This is a genomic window from Alicyclobacillus sp. SP_1, assembly GCF_024706985.1.
GTDB lineage: Bacteria > Bacillota > Bacilli > Alicyclobacillales > Alicyclobacillaceae > Alicyclobacillus_I.
The window spans coordinates 59,425-76,227 of sequence record NZ_JAMCCX010000050.1 but is presented as its reverse complement, the minus strand read 5'-3'; the positions used below and the strand labels follow the sequence as shown (position 1 = coordinate 76,227).

Sequence of the window (16,803 nt, the reverse complement as noted above, 5' to 3'; positions counted from 1 at the left end):
AACATGGATCTCCTCTGGTTTACAATTATCTGGGTGATTGTCTCCCTCCTCGGAGAATGGGGACTGCACGCCTTGGAGCACCTGGGTCTCTATTACTACACAGCGAGTGCACAGGCCATAGCTGGCGAAAAGGCGGTCGCTTTTATCTTGACCGTACTCGTCCCGGTCATCTCTTTCGTCATCGTGCTACTCGTCTACAATGCCATCCGGTTTCGATCTCGCTCGAACAAGCCCATCCTGTCTCGACACCAGTTTCGTGACAACAAGCTGTTCATCGGCAGTTGGGTGATTCTCAGCATCGCCTTGAACATTCTCTTCTTCGTACATCCATCGGCCTCGGCTGTGGAGCAGATGTTCAACAGCGAAGAAGCCCGCTTCAACCGAAACGATCTCGTTGTCAATGTCACCGCCCGCCAGTGGGAGTGGATTTTCAGCTACCCACAATACGGAATTCAGTACGCACAAGACACCAATGGAAACAGCACGCTCTATTTACCGGTGAACCGAAATGTGCGCTTTGTCCTGCGCTCCTATGACCCGTATCACACGTACGCCCCTTATATCGGAGTCATCCACGACTTCTGGGTGCCGGCGTTTGGCCTCAAACAGGACATCATTCCTGGTGAGACGCGCTACGAATACGTGCATACCAACAAAATCACATCCTACGATGTGGACCCCATGGTTCGCGTACAGTGTGCGGAAGTGTGCGGACCCGGGCATCCGTACATGGAGGCACCGGTCCACGTGGTCTCTCAAACCGACTTCGCCAAATGGATTCAGGTCCAAAAGAAACTGCAACAATCGTAATCCCTTTCTTGTGTTCGCCGAGAAAGTAAACCCGTTTCGGTCCTGGACCGTTTTCTGCATCATTCGGTCGGCACGTCTGACGCTGGCCGCAAAGGAGAGTTTTCCATGAGTTCCCATGTCACGGATTTAGGCAGCAGTCAACTCGCTGAACACCGTCGGCGCATGCTGCCGCCACTTGTCCGCGGATTGTTGTGGGCCGCCATCGGCTTCCTCGTGTTCAATACGTTGGTCAGTCAAATCTTAGACCGCCAACCGTTCGATCCGTTTATCACCCGTCCCTCCGTGGCCATCGGCTGGGCTGCAGCGCTGATTGGATGGCTCCTCGGCGTAGGCGGTTGGGAAGTGATTGTACGACCTTACTTCGGCTATCCTGTCGAGTGGGACGTCCCAAACGACTGGCGGCGGTATTTCATGTTCAGCACCGATCACAAGGTGGTCGGATTGCAGTACATTTTTTCGACCGCTGGCAGCTTCTTTGTCGCTGGCTTTGCGGCAATGCTCATGCGCCTTGAATTGATGCACGCCAAGCTGTGGGTGTTCAGCAATCCCGGGTCATACTTGGCCACGGTCGGGATCCACGGAACCGTCATGATGTTCTCTGTGGGCACGGTAGCTCTCGTCGGCGGATTCGGGAACTACTTCATTCCGATGATGATAGGAGCCAACTCGTCCGCTTTCCCACGCCTGTCCGGGCTCAGTCAATGGCTTCTTCCGGCGGGCGTAGCGACCGTCGTGTTGAGTCCCCTTTTAGGTCTTTGGGACACGGGCTGGCGCGGATATGCCCCACTCTCGGGACAGGACCCATCGGGTATTGTCTTTTACTACTTGGGTGTATTTGCACTCACCACCTCGTCGCTCATGGTATCCATCAATTTAACTGCGACGATTCTCTTCAAACGCGCACCAGGCCTTACCTGGAACCGCCTTCCTATGTATGCCTGGGGAATTCTCGCTGTGAGCCTGCTCAACATCATTTGGCTTCCAGAAATTCAAATGACATTCGTTCTAGCTTTGCTCAACAACATTGTGCCATTTCCGCTCTTCGCCGAAGTCGGTACACCTCTCACCTACATGGAAGCATTTTGGCTTTTTGGCCATCCGGAGGTCTACATCATCGTGGTACCAGCCTTCGCCCTCTGGCAGGAGATTATCCCGGTGATGGGTCAAAAAACGCTCTTCGCTCGCCAGTGGGGAGTGCTAGGCCTCGTCTTCGTAATGCTTTTTAGCGGGTTGGTCTGGGCCCATCACATGTTTACGAACATGCGTAATAGTGAGATGCTCCCGTTTTCCTTCTTCACCGAGATGATTTCCATCCCAACTGGATTTGCCTATCTAGTGGTTCTTGGGACTCTGTGGCGGGCAAAGTTGCGTCTAACGGCGCCGACCCTTCTCGTACTGATGAGCATGTTCAATTTTCTCATCGGCGGCATTACAGGTGTACTTTTGGCCGACCCGGTTGTCAACCTGCAAACCCACGATACATTCTTTGTCATTGCGCATTTTCACTACACCATTATCGGCGCGATGATTTTCACGTGGCTAGCCGTCGCATACTACTGGATGCCGCGTCTGTCGGGCAGGATGTACAACGAAAAACTCGCAATTCTGGGCGCCATTTGGGTATTTGTTGGCTTCAACGGAGCATTTGGACAGATGTTTTTCTTGGGCCTTCGCGGCATGAATCGATGGGCTGCGGCCTATCCAGTATATTTGCAAAGCATGAACTTCTCCGTGTCGATGTTCGCATTTTTGCTCGGTCTTGGATTCTTGTTCAATCTCTTGCACATTGCCTGGATGTGGAACCGAGGTAAGCCTGCAAAGAAAAATCCGTGGGGTGCACAGACACTCGAATGGCAAACAGAAGCACAGCCTGGTGAAAAGAACTTTCACCCTCTGCCTCGTGTCGAGACTGGTTTCTATGACTACGCGGCAGACGGTCCGTCACGAAAGGACGAATGAAGATGTCTCACGAACTGCTCGACCATAACTCGAGAGCCACGGCCGTCGGGCTCTCGGCCCGCGCACTGCGCAAAAACCGCTTCGGAATTGTACTCTTTTGCATCTCGCAGGGTGTTCCATATTACCTGCTGACCAATGTCCGATACATGCTTGCAGGCGGCGAAAAACCCGCGAATTTGAACATCTGGATGGGCGGACTGCTGCCAGCACTGCTCTTACTGGTAGGCATTGTGCCCATCGTCATGGCTCGTTCGTCCCTGCACCAACACAAGCCCGCTCGCGCACAAACACAACTGGCACTGACGTTGCTGCTCTGTCTCTCTGCTCTCATCACTTTGTTGCTTCCCCTCTGGTATCACAGTTTTGATGGGATGAGCCGCTTTGGAGAAATCGACTTGACGTGTCTAGGCGTTGCCTCGTTTTACGCGTGTATCTCGTTTCTGGTCGTTTTCGGCGTCTGGATACGCATCGGCAAACGTCTCATCACCGCTGAAAATCCGTGGAGTCTGGAAGCAGCCACGTGGGTTTTTTCATTCAATGCGGTCGCTTGGACATATCTGTTTTTTATTCTCGACGTGCTCTAAAGTCCGGGGAGTTTTCTCTGGACATGGCATAAGGAAAAATGAGCGAATAGACGCGACAATGGAGGGGCTTATTAATGACATGGCCAACTGCACCTTTTTATATCCCCTACAGTCCTGGAATGCCCAATTGGTGGGATCTCGTTTGGTGGATATTCCAACTTGGAGTGATGGCGCTTCTGTTGTGGTTTTTGAGCAATGTGGCGCTTCGCGTTGACCGTGATTTTGTCAGACTGCGGGGAGACGAACAGCACGACGAATACGATGACGAAGAGTGAAGGAGGTCACCGAACATGTGGAACGCGACACATTCCCGAAAATTATCTCACTCCGTGCTCATCGTGGCGATGATTCTCACGGCGGCCACGGGGTGCGGACTGGTCCGTGACCGGGACAGTGCCAGTGTCCGGGTAACTCAACTGAAAGACACGAACGCACCCTTTGAGACAAGAGACAATCATACGGCCTTTGTCCCTCGTCAAGACCTCGCCGCAAAAATTCGTTCGAGTGTGCAGGATGTTTCCGACGTAACGGTACTTCAGCGCCACCAGAGTGCTTATGTTGCCTTGGCAACGACTCGAGTCCATGCTAAACAAGCCCAAAGGGACGCACAGCGGATTATCCGAAGCACTGCTCCCACCATCAAGCGAGTGTATGTGAGCAGCGATGAAAGTCTGGTCAACCACTTCCATCAATTTGCGGTCGCGCGCGAACACGCAGAAAAGATGGGAAGCAACTTGATTATGAACGACATCGAGCGGGTGTTTCCCAACGCTCACTGAACAGCCGAACGGACAACGCTATCGCTCCAGGCGAAATCCACCGGGCATCACCAATCGGTGGAGCCATCCCTCAAACACGGCAAGAAGGATGGCAATGCCTTCCGCCACGTAAAAAGGAACAATCGTGAACTGACTGAGACCCAGAGAAAGTAAGGAAATGACGATGAGAAACGCCATCTTGTCGACGTAAAGAGTAGGAAAGCTGCCCATCCGGGGCAGCACAAGCCAATCCAAAGCCACGCCAATGATGGCGACGGCAATACCCGTGACGACAATTTCCCAGTAGTAGTCATACAGAGTAAACACAGCATTTGCTCCAGTTATTACGACAATCGCCAAAAACGCTTTGAGAATGAAGTCGACAATCGGATGATGCAAATTATCCTGCATACAGCTCCCCCCTGTTCTTCTGTGGTCATTATCACCGCAGTGCCTCTACTGCATACTTTCCCGGTGGCGGCCAAATAGTAGCAGACCTACCTACGCGAACAGCGCTACCCACCTGACATGTCCGAGCATGCCTTGAATAGCATGTACTAAGTGGGCCACCCGTCGTGACCGCGAGCGTTGCTCATTGCCGCCTCGCACATTGGGCGGAGCCCACTGGACAGGGAGGGGGGACACGGCTTGGAATCATCTGCGGCCAAAGCCGAGTTAGAACAAATCGACTTGGCTATCACGGGCATGCACTGTGCGGCGTGCGCCACACGGATTGAAAAGGTCGTCAAGCGGGTTCCCGGAGTGGAAGACGCGCGCGTCAACCTAGCGACGGAACACGCGGTCGTACTGGGTCACTTTTCTGGAGCAGACGCACTGCCTGCCATCCTCAGTGCCGTGCAAAAAGCGGGATACGGCGCAGAGCCAGTCGACCGGACGGTGCGGGCAAGTTCGTCTCGTCAAGTCCGCACTGAAAACACGGACGCCAACGAATTGTGGCTCGCTTTGGTGTTAACCATCCCGCTCGTGCTCGAAATGACTGCCATGCTGTTCGGCTACTCGTTTATGCCCGTATGGACAGAGTGGATACTGGCTACACCGGTGCAGTTCTATATCGGTCGACGATTTTATCAAGGCGCTTGGTCTGCTCTACGAACGCGTCACGCGACTATGGATTTATTGGTCACCATCAGTTCGACCGTCGCTTACTTCTACAGTGTGGTGTCCTTCGCCAGCGGTCATACAGACGTCTATTTCGACTGCTCCGCCACCGTCATTACCACGATTGTCATCGGCAAGTACTTGGAGGGACGAGGCAAGAGGGCCTCCGTCCAAGCGATGGAGGCCCTCCTACAGAGATCCGTTCCAACCGCGCGCCTCCTTAGCGACAGTGGCGTCCGGGAGGTATCCGTGGACGACTTGTCGGTCGGCAATATCGTCGCCGTCGCGGTGGGAGAAACGGTTCCTCAAGATGGACAGATCATCGAAGGCGTGAGCACGGTGGATGAATCCTTCTTGACGGGAGAGACCACGCCACTGCAGAAACGTCCCGGAGACCCTGTGATTGGCGGGGCACTCAACTACGAAGCACCCATCTTAGTGCGCATTACACGAACAGGATCCGCCACTGCTCTCGCACAAATGATTCGAATTGTGGAAGAAGCTCAGGGCTCAAAAGCTTCTGTACAACGACTCGTAGATACCATCAGTACGCTCTTCGTACCGACTGTGCTGCTGGCTTCCCTGGCAACGTACCTCTACCAAGGGGTCAGCGCTGGATGGCCGCACGCTTGGCTACCTGCCATCAGCGTTCTCGTCGCCGCCTGTCCCTGTGCACTCGGACTCGCGACTCCGACCGCCATCATGGTCGGCACTGGCGTTGCGGCGAGCCGGGGCATCTTGGTTCGTAGCACCGAGTGTTTGGAGCGCGCTCTCGATATCGATACCGTCGTTTTGGACAAAACCGGAACTCTTACCGAAGGGAAAATGACGGTCACGGACTTCTGGACAATTCCCGGTGTGCGCTCAAACACCGTCCTCGCGGCAGCAGCCCGTCTCGAATCCTCCGTGTCGCATCCGATTGCTGTGGCCATTCAAAAATTTGCTCGTCAGCAAGGCGTTTCTTTTTCCAACGAAACAAACGCAGAGAACCTCGTAGGCCAGGGAATCATCGGAATGGTCGACGGAAAATCGGTCCGCATTGGCAGAGCGGAATGGGCCATTCACAGGCTTTATGAACGGGGCGTTCAAGAACACGTAGAAGCTTGGGAACGAGAAGGAAAGTCCGTTGTGGTGGTCGTACGAGACGGGATTCCTGTGGGGGTCATGGCGCTCTACGACCCACTCAAACCAGACGCTGTGACCGCCGTTCGGCGTCTGCGACGACTTGGACTCGAGGTTCATCTTGTCTCGGGAGACAATGTGACTGCTTGCCAAAACATCGCACAACAAGTCGGGATTGAACGCATCACGGCCGATGCTCGACCCGACGACAAAGTTCGCCTCATTCAGAGCCTCAAGGAGTCTGGGAGAGTCGTGGCGATGGTTGGAGACGGCATCAATGACGCGCCTGCCCTTGCAACCGCCAATCTAGGCATCGCTCTCGGCACGGGCGCAGAGTTGGCACTCCAGACCGCAGACATCACGATTGTTCAAGGTCAGCCAACTAAAATTCTCGAGTCTCTTGACATTGCGAGGAAAATGAGGAGGAAGATTCGGCAAAATTTATTCGGGTCGTTACTCTACAATTTAATCATCATACCTTTTGCGGCACTTGGATTTTTCAATCCCATGCTGGCGGGCGCAGCAATGGCTCTGAGTTCTGTCACGGTGGTTCTAAACAGTCTTCTTCTCCGCAGAATTCGCTTTGCAGTCTACAGATAAGTGATGCTTTGCCAGCAGGCAACGGCGTAGAGTTTTAGAAACAGAAGAGCATCGGCACCGCAGGGTCTCTCGCTGAGAGATGTGCGGTGCCGATGCTCTTTGAACACGCAGCCTTTCCCTTTTAGCTGTCCTTAATTTGACTCAAGCGCAGAGAGCGTTTGTGCACAGTGTGATACCATTTTTTATTGTTCCTTGTGAAGTACGCATGCAGCGAAACTGGTCCCCATGTCCACAAAAACAGTGGCATGATGACGAGTCCAAAATAAGCTCTCCAATTGCTCCGCTCCAACAAGAGCGTAAAAGGAATTTGGAGAAACAGCACAGCACCTGTGACAATCAAAATTTCTTCAGGAAGTGGATAAATCATCAAATGTGCAATTCGAGCGGGCAGAAGATAATCCGCTACAAAGAGTATGACGGACATCATCAGGACAATGATGGCACGCATTGGCTGAAACAGATATACTGCCGTATCAAACTTGCTCAAATTACGCTCCTTGATGCCTTGAATGAAAAGCGGCAACATGTGGTCATGCGCGCATTGAAAGTGGCCCTGTTGCCAGCGCAAGCGCTGACGGAACGAGGCGAAGAACGTAGTCGGCTTTTCATCAAAGACTTTGGCTTCGTGAGCCCATGTGGGAATGACTCCCCGCTCCACACAGCGCACCCCGAACTCTAAGTCCTCCGTCAAACCCGTAGCTCCCCAGCCCATCTCTTGAAGCAAGTTGTAGTCAATGCACAGCCCAGTGCCACCCAGAGCACAAGGCAGGTTTAAGTTTTGCCGGGCGTGCTGCCACATGCGATTGTCATACCAATAAGACAGTGCCAGAGACACGCTGACCCAAGTGTCAAAAGGATTTTTTACCCCCAAATAGCCTTGAATCACGCGATGACCACGGCACAGCTTGTCATTCATGATGGATAAAAAGTCTGCGTCCACTAAGTTGTCTGCATCAAACATGACGATTGCGTCGTATGCCTCTCCATACGTGCGCAATTGACCGATCATCCACTCTATGGCATAGCCCTTTCCAGCATGAACCGGGTCAAACCGTTCGTGCACAATGGCACCGTACTTGCGTCCTACATCTGCGGTGTGATCGGTGCAATTATCGGCAATCAAATGAATGTCAATGAGCTCCATCGGGTAATGTTGCGCCTTGATACTCTCAATCAGAGGTCCTATGACACGCTCTTCATTGTGACCAGGAATGATGACTGCAAAACGCTTAACCGGCGGGGACGCCACAGCCGTCCTTCCCTCTTTGATACCGAACAGCGAGAAAGCAAATTGATATATCGATGTGACCACGGTGATGATAAGCAACACCAAGTACAGTAGGCCAACGAAAACATAGACAGAATTCATCGCGATCCTCCACGAATTCGATATGCTGTTTCTCCATTCAACGTCAGGCAAACCAGTACCGCCTAAAATTCAATACTTTCCTGCCAGAGTAGATGGACACAGGCATCGCCACTATCATACCTTATTGCTTCGACTTATCCAAGACTCTGCCCCAGAGCAACAGCAAGCCAATCATCAAAAAGTAAAACACAGCCGTCGCGGAGTATTCGAACAGATTCTCGACAAAACTGTGAATCAGCATCGATAGCGTCCCAATCAAGCCACCCAGTGCTAAATAGCGCGTGGCGCCGGTAGCCCGCCGAACGACCGTCTGGACCATCTCGCGCACAATCGCGAGATGCATCCCAACAAAGAGCACCAATCCAACAAGGCCAGACTCGCCAAGAATTTTTGCGTAGTAATTGTCCGAATAAATGGAAAAGTGGTAGACGGAAGCTAACCCTCCTCCATATTTGCCGAGTCCCACGCCAAACAATGGATTTCTAGACATGCGGTTAAACGCCGTCTCCCAGCGCATGATTCGTCCACCCGCCGAAGACTTCATCCAGTATACGGGGCTGAACAAATCGACAATGCGATGGTGAATCGATGGGACAAACCAGGCAACCAGCAGGGCGAGCAGTAGTCCGACAAAAATTCGACGGTCGTAAAAGACCGCCACACAAAGTGCAGCGAGAGATAGGCCCAGCCACGAACCGCGATCGTAAGTAAACAGCAACGTGGCGAGTCCAGCTATTGCTCCGAGCGCGTAAAGCCAGCGACGCCGAGAGTCTTGGTCATAGACAAACAGCCCTAGAAAGAGCGGAACCGCCATCTCCATATGCGCACCAAACTCCGCGGGCGAACCAAAGACCGAAAAGACGCGTGTCCGCACGTGCTCGCCGACATCCGTCCAACCGACAGGAATTGGAACCTTCGTGATATATTGAAAGACGCCGTCCAGCCCGAGCAAGAGGGAAACGACGGCGCCTACGTACAGGTAGCTCAAAACTTCTTCAGGCTCTACGAGATAAGGCAGGAGAAGACCCACGAAAATGTACTTCACATCAATAAAAAAAGCTCCATAATCGACGTTGCTGCTCGGAGTTCCGATAATCAGCAACGCCAAACAAAAGACAATGTACCATGCTGCAAACTTCGACCAAAAGAAGGTTTCTGGACGGTAGCCTTGTGCATAGCGAACCACCGCGACCAGTGCGAGTAAGACCAGCACGATGGAACTCCACGAATGGTCGAAAGGCAGACCATAACGAACCATGGCATAATCCACAATTGGATACGCCAACAACAGATAGAGACACCATCGAACGATGTTCGCCCCAAAACGGTTCTGTGAATCCGGTCGAGAACGCAAGGGACTGCTGCTTTCGAATTTTTTGAAGAACACCTGCATACGCCTATCTCCTTGGCGGGAGCGCGTGGGAATCGAACCCACCCATCCGGCACCACCGGACGCACTCGGTTTTGAAGACCGGGAAGGACACCAGTACCCCATCCGCTCCCTCGGGAACAGTTTGCTTGTCCGAGTATAGCCAGTTTCCCGGCATCATGCAAACGGCGGACTCACTCCTCACGGTGGTTTCTGTACCGCGCTGGCAGAGAATGAGTCTCAGGTTGTACCTACCTCGGACGATGCGCTAACAAAAACGGGTTGGACTGCCGCTCTGAGGCAAGCGTCGTCTCCCCCATGTGACCAGGATAGCAGCGGAGAGATTCGGGCAGGGACCACAGCTTCTGCAACGATGCTTCCATCTGCTGAGAACTCGAATGTGGCAAGTCCGTGCGGCCAATCGTGCCTGCAAACAAGGTGTCGCCAGTAAACGCGACGGTTTCATCATACAAGATGACCGATCCCGGTGAATGCCCTGGTGTCGACATGACCTGAAAGGTCAAATCGCCGAGGCGCAGTTCCATGCCATCCCTTAACTCTTGTTCGGGCGGCAGGAGCGGGGCGACGGTCTCGCCAGTGAATCGCAAGACCGATGCGGGAACCGCATCCCAGACAACCAAGTCATCTGGGTGAAGCCAAGCGGAGATACCATACTTCGAGCGGACGAGGTTGGCGCCTGCAACGTGATCGAAATGAGCATGCGTGTTCCAGTTGGCCACGAGGCGCAACCCTTCGTCTTCAATGTAGGAGAAAACCGCATCGAGATGGATGTCACCAGGGTCAATAAGGACTGCTTGTGCACCCCTCTCCTGAGATTCCGAAACAACGTAGCAGTTGGATTGAACGGGAGAGACGACAAACTTTCGAATGTGCATACCTTTTCCTCCTCGACCACTAACTTTCGAGCAACAATGTGACTGGACCATCGTTGACCAATTCTACTTTCATCATGGCGCCGAACACACCCGTGGCTACGGTGAGGCCTCGTCGCCGGAGAGCTTGGTTAAAGGAATCATACAGCGGCTCGGCTAAATGCGGTGAGGCCGCCTCCATAAAATTCGGCCGGCGCCCTTTGCGGCAATCTCCATACAAGGTAAATTGGGAGATGGACAAGATGGACAGGCCGACATCAAGTACGCTCCGGTTCATCTTGTCGGACTCATCTTCAAAAATGCGCAGGTGTGCCGTCTTCTCTGCGAGATAGTCGACATCCCGCTCTGTATCCCCGTGAGTAACTCCCACCAAGAGGACGAGTCCGCCGTCTATCGCGCCAACCACACGGTCATCGACCCACACCTTTGCTGGACCAGACCGTTGAACAACGACTCTCATTCTCTACTCACACCCCCTCACACCGATCTCACTGCCTCACACGATGGTCCTTAGTCTCACTGCGTCACACGGTGCACCGTGAGCGTGTCTCGCAAACGTTTCAACCGCTCCGTCACACTGCGCAAGTGGTCAAGATTGCGGATGCGCACATCGAGATGCACGTGAGCCACTTTTTGGCTGTCAACGCGAGCACTCACACCCATGATGTCGGTTTTTGTCTCGGCAATAGCGTTCATCATCTCGTTAATTAACCCATGCCTATCCATCGCAGTGACCTCCAATGCGACGTGATAAGACCAATCTCGGTGTGACGCCCACTCCACGTCGATTTGACGACTACCGTCCACAAGCAAGCTTTTCACATTCGGACAATCTTCGCGATGAACCGACACGCCTCGACCACGCGTAACAAACCCGGTGATGGCATCCCCAGGAACGGGATGACAGCAGCGAGCAAACCGAATCAGCATATTGTCCACGCCGCGCACGCGCACGCCCATCTCGGTGGGTTTCGAAGCCGATTTTCGCTCCAGACTGAGCGTATCCTGCTGAACCGTCTGCTGCTCTTTGCGAAGTTTTTCGACTAAACGTGTCACCACATGCCCGGCGCTAATTCCACCGTACCCTACGGCCGCATACAAATCTTCTTCCCGTGTAAACGAAAATTTTTGCATCACGTCCGTAAGATAAGCCCCAGACAAGACTAAATGAGGGTCAATCCGTTGGCGAACCAATTCCCTCTCGACCACTTCTCGCCCACGAGCGATGTTCTCATCTCGCTTTTCCCGTTTGAACCACTGACGAATTTTACTCTTGGCCTGCGACGACTTGACGATTTTTAACCAGTCGCGACTCGGCCCGTAACCCGTCTTCGTGGTCAGAATTTCAACGATGTCTCCCGTTCGCAGTCGATAGTCGAGCGGCACCATTTTCCCATTCACGCGCGCTCCCGTGCAGCGATTGCCGATGTCCGTATGAACCCGATAGGCAAAGTCAATGGGTACCGAACCCGCTGGCAAATCGTAAACATCGCCTTTCGGTGTGAAAACAAAAACCTCATCCGCAAAGAGGTCAATTTTAAGTGTCTCCATAAATTCCTGCGCGTCTCGAAAATCCTGCTGCCACTCCAACACTTCGCGAAACCACGCCAATTTTTGCGAAAATTTCCCTTCGGAACGACTGCCTTCTCCATCTTCTTTATAGACCCAATGGGCAGCAATACCAAATTCGGCAGTTTGATGCATTTCCCAGGTGCGAATTTGAATCTCGAGCGGTTCACCGCGTGGTCCAATCACCGTTGTGTGCAAGCTTTGATACATATTCGCTTTAGGCATGGCGATATAGTCTTTAAATCGACCCGGCATGGGTTTCCACAACGTATGAACCACGCCGAGCACCCCATAGCAGTCTTTAATACTTTCCACCGTGACTCGGACGGCAAATAGGTCGTAAATTTCGTTAAACTCTTTGTTTTGGGTGATCATCTTCCGATAGATACTGTAAATGTGTTTGGCACGTCCGGAAACTTCTGCGGCTAAGTCTAACTCGGAAAGTCGGTTGCGCAGAAGATTCATGACCTCCTCAATATAACGCTCTCTCTCTTTCCTCTTCTCGGCCATTAAGTCCACAATGCGATAATATTCTGTGGGGTTCAAATAGCGAAATGCTACGTCTTCTAATTCCCACTTCATAGTATAAATTCCCAAGCGGTGTGCCAAAGGCGCGAAAATCTCTAATGTCTCACGCGCGGTGCGCAATTGTTTGTCGGGCGGCTGATATTTTAACGTACGCATGTTGTGCAGACGGTCCGCCAATTTGATGATAAGTACGCGGATGTCGCGAGCCATCGCCATAAACATCTTGCGCAAATTCTCCGCCTGCTGCTCCTCGCGCGAGTCAAATTTAATACGTTTCAATTTCGTCACGCCATCCACCAAAGCAGCCACGTCCGAGCCGAAAGACTGAACGAGATCGGCATCGGTCACCGGCGTATCCTCGACCACATCATGAAGCAGTCCCGCCACAATGGTGGTGCAATCCACTTGCAGTTCGGCAAGGATGTTGGCGACGGCCAAAGGATGCGTAATGTAGGGTTCCCCAGATTTCCGAAACTGCCCTTCATGCGCGTTGGCAGCGAAACGGTAGGCACGACAAATCAAATCGAGTTCCTGTGGGTCACAGTAATCGGAGACGATGCGGCAAAGCTCGTCCAGTGTCCGTTCTTCACTCACCATTGCCGTCTCCTCCTCTCTGTTTAGCCATCGTATTGCACCAAAGTGACGACAGGAATGCCCTCGAGTCGAGCGCGACCGCCGAGTGCGACAAGCTCAATCAAAAAGGCAGCACCAACCACATGTCCACCAAGCCGTTGCACCAGCTTGACTGTGGCCTGCATGGTGCCTCCAGTTGCCAACAAGTCGTCGGCGACCAGCACTCGCATTCCTGGTCGAATGGCATCTGTGTGTATTTCTAAGGCATCCTCACCATACTCTAGACTATACGTTTCGCGGATGGTCTCTCCTGGCAGTTTGCCCGACTTGCGGACTGGTGCAAACCCACATTCCGTCATCACTGCAAGAGGTGCCCCCACCACATAGCCACGCGCCTCCGGGCCGACAATCATCTCCGCTCGACAAGAACGAGCGAAGTCGGACAACTGCTCGATAGCCTTTCGATAAGCCTTGCCATCCGCCAGAAGCGGGGTAATGTCGCGAAACAAAATTCCCTCTTTCGGGAAATTGGGGATATCTCGAATCCACGTTTCAAATCCCATGATGTCCTCCTTGCAAGCTCACGCCGACGGTCCCTTGAGCGCTGCTTGCATGCACTGCCACAAGTGACGTTGATACGTGGTGGAATGCCGCAAGTCACGCGGCTTCGGTGTATGCACTATATGATACGCAGTGCCTTCGTCCTCAGCAAATCCGAGCTCACAAAAAATTTGAAATAACAACGGCAAACGCGCCGTTTCCGCCCGTTTTCCAACCATCTCTGACTTGGTGATAACACCTTTTCTGCGAAACCACAAATACATCTGCGCAAACTGCTCACGGAGTAGCGGATTATCCAGTAAAAACCCGCGCTCGACGCGCAGTTGCGGCCGAAGGTTGCCACGCCACTCGTTCTTTTCCAGCCTTGCAAAAACGGCTATCTGCTGACCGGCCTTCCACTGCTTCACTGCTTCTGGCACCTGAAACCACACCAAACCGTGTTCCACATTGCCCTCCGCTACGTGCAAACGCGCGTGCTTCGAGTCTGCCCCCATCCACTGAATCTCCTTGATTTGTAGCGGGCCAAGGTAGAATAAAAAATCAGGATTCCCCTCCCCGAACGGCTCGAAGCGCTGTTTCCACTGCACCAAATCCAGCGTGACATCGGACAGCGCTAAAAAATCATCGGCCACAGGTGCTCTCTCATCGATGGCAGACGGCAGCACAGAGTCAGCAACGCGCCGAGCTTGTTCCTGAAACGCACTCCGAAACGCTTCAAGATGGTCTCGCTCCACCCCGCAGCCGACCGCACCTTCATGCCCCCCGTAGTGGTGCAAATGTGCAGAACACGCCTCAATCAGGGAATAGAGCGGTCGATGCCCATAGGTTCGTCCCGACCCGCGCAAAATCGGCTCGCCGAAGTCAGAAAAGACCACCGTCGGACACTGAAACACCTCGGCGACACGCGCGGCGACAATGCCGACCACCCCCAGTTTCCAAGGACCCGCCACAACCACGCCTGACGGCCTGTCCACGTCGCCCAGAGCTGTGGCCGCAATAGCTTCTGCAGATGCCCTGAGAGAAGCGGATCGACGCGCTTTGTTCAGCTCCTCTAGTTGCTCCGCATACGTCGCTGCACTGGCGTCATTCGTCGCCATCAGCAGTCGATAAGCAACCTCGGCAGAGTCCATTCGACCCGCAGCATTGAGTCGCGGAGCCAGTTTCCACTCCACATCGCCGACGCTCACGGGTTGCTTTTGCACCCCAGCTCGAGCTAAAAACGCCTGCCATCCCGCATGGGATACGCCCGCTAAAGCATTCAGCCCTTCCCGCAGCAAGCGCCGATTTTCACCGTAGAGCGGCATTCGGTCGGCAATCGCGCCAACAGCAGCATAGCCCATCGCGAGATGGTGCAGTTCATCTCGCTCCGCCGCGCCAATGTCCCGCCCCACACTTCGGGTGGCACTCGCCTCCAACAGGGCTACCCCCAGTTTCCAAGCGACTCCAGCGCCCGAAAGGCGCTTTGCAATCCGCGGATAGCGGTGCCGCTCGTAGTGAATGAGCGCATTGGCGTCAGGCAACTGCTCTCCCGGTTCATGATGATCCGTGACCACGACCACCATGCCCGCATGTTTAGCATACGAAACGGCGTCCATGGCGCGAATGCCGTTGTCGACCGTACAGAGAACCTTGGCCCCAGCCTCACGAGCGCGATCGACAAGGGAGGTTGACAAGCCGTACCCATCTTCTTCACGGTGCGGGATGAGACACATCACTTGGCCGCCGAGTGCCTTCATCACTAAATGAAGGATGGCAGTGGACGTCACACCATCGGCGTCATAGTCGCCGACGATGGCTATGGTCTGCCGTTGTTCCACAGCGTCTGTGAGAATTCTCACGGCCTCTGTCATGTCCAAAAAATCATCGGGCGCCGTGAACGGTTCGCTGCCGTGAAGATATTCCAAAGCGTCCGCAGCCTCCGTGAGACCGCGCAAACACAGCCACTTCGCAACAACCGGAGGGACGGACAACGCGATAGACAATCTCGAGATATCGTCTTCACAAACCTCGGCAGACTTCCAAAGCAGCGGCGATGACCCATGGTCGATGGAACGGTCCATCCCTTCAGTCGTGTGGTCGGCCAAACAAATCTTCCCCTTCTATGTACGGATTGACATGCACAAACACATCTTGAACACGCGGGAATGCCGTGCGCATCGCCCTCCTGACCGTTGCCGCCACTTCGTGACCCTGAAGCACGGTCATCTGGGCGTGAACACTAATTTCAACATCGACAATCACGTAAGAACCGTGGTCCCGCACGCGAAGCTCGTCGATGTGCTCGACACCAGGGACGTGGACAATGACTTCCCGATATGGAGCGAGATTGGTGGGTTCCAAGATGACTCGGTCCATCAGGGGCTGTAAAGCCTCTTTTGTGACACGCAGAGCGATCTTCAAGACCAACAGGGCAACGACTGCGCCTGCGACTCCGTCCATATAGAGAAGAAACGGAACGTCAAACCGTTTACCGGCAATCGAGAGTAGAATGCCGAGGAGCGCCGCCAGAGAGGAGTATACATCGGACCGGCTATCATAGGCACTCGCAACTAAACTCTGGCGATGAATTTTTCGGCCAATGCGGAAGTTCAGATGAAACAAGATCTCTTTGATCACGATGGCGCCAAGTGCAGTATATGCTGCACTGACGCCAGGAGCAGTCTGGGGTGCAAACAGGGAGCGAATCGAAGAATATCCCACATCCAGAGCCGCGGCGAAGAGAAAACCACCCACGAGGGACGCAGCAATCAATTCTGCTTTGCCATGACCGTAAGGATGGTCGGCATCCGCTGGCTTTTTGGCAATTCGGAGTCCAATGATAACCGCAATCGAACCGACTACATCAGCTCCTGAGTGCACCGCATCCGCAATTAAGGCTTCACTGGACGACAAGATGCCCACCACCGCTTTGACGATGGTGAGCAGCACATTGATGACCGCATTGACTACTGCGAGTTGGCGCGCTTGCCAGTCTTCCGAAGTCGCCATC

The 16,803-nt window shown here is 53.6% G+C and carries 14 protein-coding genes, 1 tRNA gene and 1 pseudogene; 6 read left to right on the top strand and 10 right to left on the bottom strand.

The genetic code is table 11. The annotated features are described in order from the left end of the window. The first annotated feature begins 3 nt into the window (after nt 1-3). The 5 genes from M4I36_RS12310 (at nt 4) to M4I36_RS12290 (ending at nt 4,132) form a co-directional block, all read left to right on the top strand. Nucleotides 4-810, top strand: a complete 807-nt coding sequence (locus tag M4I36_RS12310) for a cytochrome c oxidase subunit II (RefSeq protein WP_258112046.1) — start codon at nt 4-6, stop codon at nt 808-810. Nucleotides 811-915: 105 nt separating this feature from the next. Then, entirely contained in the window at nt 916-2,769 is a 1,854-nt protein-coding gene (locus M4I36_RS12305; RefSeq protein ID WP_258112045.1) for a cytochrome c oxidase subunit I, read from the top strand. Nucleotides 2,770-2,771: 2 nt separating this feature from the next. Further along, nucleotides 2,772-3,353 (top strand): hypothetical protein, encoded by a 582-nt coding sequence (locus M4I36_RS12300; RefSeq protein WP_258112044.1) that lies wholly within the window; start codon nt 2,772-2,774, stop codon nt 3,351-3,353. Between the two features lie 74 nt (nt 3,354-3,427). Further along, nucleotides 3,428-3,628 (top strand): hypothetical protein, encoded by a 201-nt coding sequence (locus M4I36_RS12295; RefSeq protein ID WP_258112043.1) that lies wholly within the window; start codon nt 3,428-3,430, stop codon nt 3,626-3,628. A gap of 15 nt (nt 3,629-3,643) precedes the next feature. Then, nucleotides 3,644-4,132, top strand: a complete 489-nt coding sequence (locus M4I36_RS12290) for a YhcN/YlaJ family sporulation lipoprotein (RefSeq protein WP_258112042.1) — start codon at nt 3,644-3,646, stop codon at nt 4,130-4,132. A gap of 18 nt (nt 4,133-4,150) precedes the next feature. Here M4I36_RS12290 and M4I36_RS12285 read toward each other — a convergent pair whose 3' ends face one another. Further along, the gene (locus tag M4I36_RS12285) at nt 4,151-4,522 is read right to left on the bottom strand and encodes a hypothetical protein (protein ID WP_258112041.1); all 372 of its coding nucleotides are present in this window, start codon (nt 4,520-4,522) and stop codon (nt 4,151-4,153) included. A gap of 294 nt (nt 4,523-4,816) precedes the next feature. Here M4I36_RS12285 and M4I36_RS12280 point away from each other — a divergent pair. Next, nucleotides 4,817-6,913: pseudogene (locus M4I36_RS12280) on the top strand (heavy metal translocating P-type ATPase); the annotation flags it as partial. Nucleotides 6,914-7,073: 160 nt separating this feature from the next. Here the strand turns inward: M4I36_RS12280 and M4I36_RS12275 are convergent. From M4I36_RS12275 to M4I36_RS12235, 9 genes are all read right to left on the bottom strand, one after another. Next, the gene (locus M4I36_RS12275) at nt 7,074-8,321 is read right to left on the bottom strand and encodes a glycosyltransferase family 2 protein (RefSeq protein WP_258112039.1); all 1,248 of its coding nucleotides are present in this window, start codon (nt 8,319-8,321) and stop codon (nt 7,074-7,076) included. Nucleotides 8,322-8,442: 121 nt separating this feature from the next. Then, on the bottom strand, nt 8,443-9,714 hold the full coding sequence (locus tag M4I36_RS12270; RefSeq protein ID WP_258112038.1) for an O-antigen ligase family protein: 1,272 nt from the start codon (nt 9,712-9,714) through the stop codon (nt 8,443-8,445). A gap of 13 nt (nt 9,715-9,727) precedes the next feature. Then, nucleotides 9,728-9,824, bottom strand: a tRNA-Sec gene (locus M4I36_RS12265). A 117-nt stretch (nt 9,825-9,941) separates the two neighbouring features. Further along, a complete protein-coding gene (locus M4I36_RS12260; protein WP_258112037.1) occupies nt 9,942-10,586 on the bottom strand; it encodes an MBL fold metallo-hydrolase in 645 nt (214 codons plus the stop codon). A 19-nt stretch (nt 10,587-10,605) separates the two neighbouring features. Next, nucleotides 10,606-11,043: a D-aminoacyl-tRNA deacylase gene (dtd, locus tag M4I36_RS12255; RefSeq protein WP_258112036.1), complete on the bottom strand. Its 438-nt coding sequence runs from the start codon at nt 11,041-11,043 to the stop codon at nt 10,606-10,608. A 56-nt stretch (nt 11,044-11,099) separates the two neighbouring features. Then, nucleotides 11,100-13,277, bottom strand: coding sequence for a RelA/SpoT family protein (locus tag M4I36_RS12250; protein WP_258112035.1), 2,178 nt, complete (start codon nt 13,275-13,277; stop codon nt 11,100-11,102). 20 nt (nt 13,278-13,297) lie between these two features. After that, entirely contained in the window at nt 13,298-13,816 is a 519-nt protein-coding gene (locus M4I36_RS12245; RefSeq protein WP_258112034.1) for an adenine phosphoribosyltransferase, read from the bottom strand. A gap of 18 nt (nt 13,817-13,834) precedes the next feature. Beyond that, nucleotides 13,835-15,898 (bottom strand): single-stranded-DNA-specific exonuclease RecJ, encoded by a 2,064-nt coding sequence (gene recJ / locus M4I36_RS12240; protein ID WP_258112033.1) that lies wholly within the window; start codon nt 15,896-15,898, stop codon nt 13,835-13,837. Then, nucleotides 15,879-16,802 carry a cation diffusion facilitator family transporter gene (locus M4I36_RS12235; protein ID WP_258112032.1) on the bottom strand — a complete coding sequence of 308 codons (924 nt, stop codon included), beginning with the start codon at nt 16,800-16,802 and terminating at the stop codon, nt 15,879-15,881. The genes recJ and M4I36_RS12235 overlap by 20 nt, the downstream gene beginning before the upstream one ends. Between the last annotated feature and the right edge of the window lies 1 nt (nt 16,803).

What these genes read in the sequence shown, in the direction of transcription:
- M4I36_RS12310 (WP_258112046.1), top strand. Translation starts at nt 4, where the DNA reads ATGGATCTCCTCTGGTTTACAATTATCTGGGTGATTGTCTCCCTCCTC.
- M4I36_RS12305 (WP_258112045.1), top strand. Translation starts at nt 916, where the DNA reads ATGAGTTCCCATGTCACGGATTTAGGCAGCAGTCAACTCGCTGAACAC.
- M4I36_RS12300 (WP_258112044.1), top strand. Translation starts at nt 2,772, where the DNA reads ATGTCTCACGAACTGCTCGACCATAACTCGAGAGCCACGGCCGTCGGG.
- M4I36_RS12295 (WP_258112043.1), top strand. Translation starts at nt 3,428, where the DNA reads ATGACATGGCCAACTGCACCTTTTTATATCCCCTACAGTCCTGGAATG.
- M4I36_RS12290 (WP_258112042.1), top strand. Translation starts at nt 3,644, where the DNA reads ATGTGGAACGCGACACATTCCCGAAAATTATCTCACTCCGTGCTCATC.
- M4I36_RS12285 (WP_258112041.1), bottom strand. Translation starts at nt 4,522, where the DNA reads ATGCAGGATAATTTGCATCATCCGATTGTCGACTTCATTCTCAAAGCG.
- M4I36_RS12275 (WP_258112039.1), bottom strand. Translation starts at nt 8,321, where the DNA reads ATGAATTCTGTCTATGTTTTCGTTGGCCTACTGTACTTGGTGTTGCTT.
- M4I36_RS12270 (WP_258112038.1), bottom strand. Translation starts at nt 9,714, where the DNA reads ATGCAGGTGTTCTTCAAAAAATTCGAAAGCAGCAGTCCCTTGCGTTCT.
- M4I36_RS12260 (WP_258112037.1), bottom strand. Translation starts at nt 10,586, where the DNA reads ATGCACATTCGAAAGTTTGTCGTCTCTCCCGTTCAATCCAACTGCTAC.
- dtd (WP_258112036.1), bottom strand. Translation starts at nt 11,043, where the DNA reads ATGAGAGTCGTTGTTCAACGGTCTGGTCCAGCAAAGGTGTGGGTCGAT.
- M4I36_RS12250 (WP_258112035.1), bottom strand. Translation starts at nt 13,277, where the DNA reads ATGGTGAGTGAAGAACGGACACTGGACGAGCTTTGCCGCATCGTCTCC.
- M4I36_RS12245 (WP_258112034.1), bottom strand. Translation starts at nt 13,816, where the DNA reads ATGGGATTTGAAACGTGGATTCGAGATATCCCCAATTTCCCGAAAGAG.
- M4I36_RS12235 (WP_258112032.1), bottom strand. Translation starts at nt 16,802, where the DNA reads ATGGCGACTTCGGAAGACTGGCAAGCGCGCCAACTCGCAGTAGTCAAT.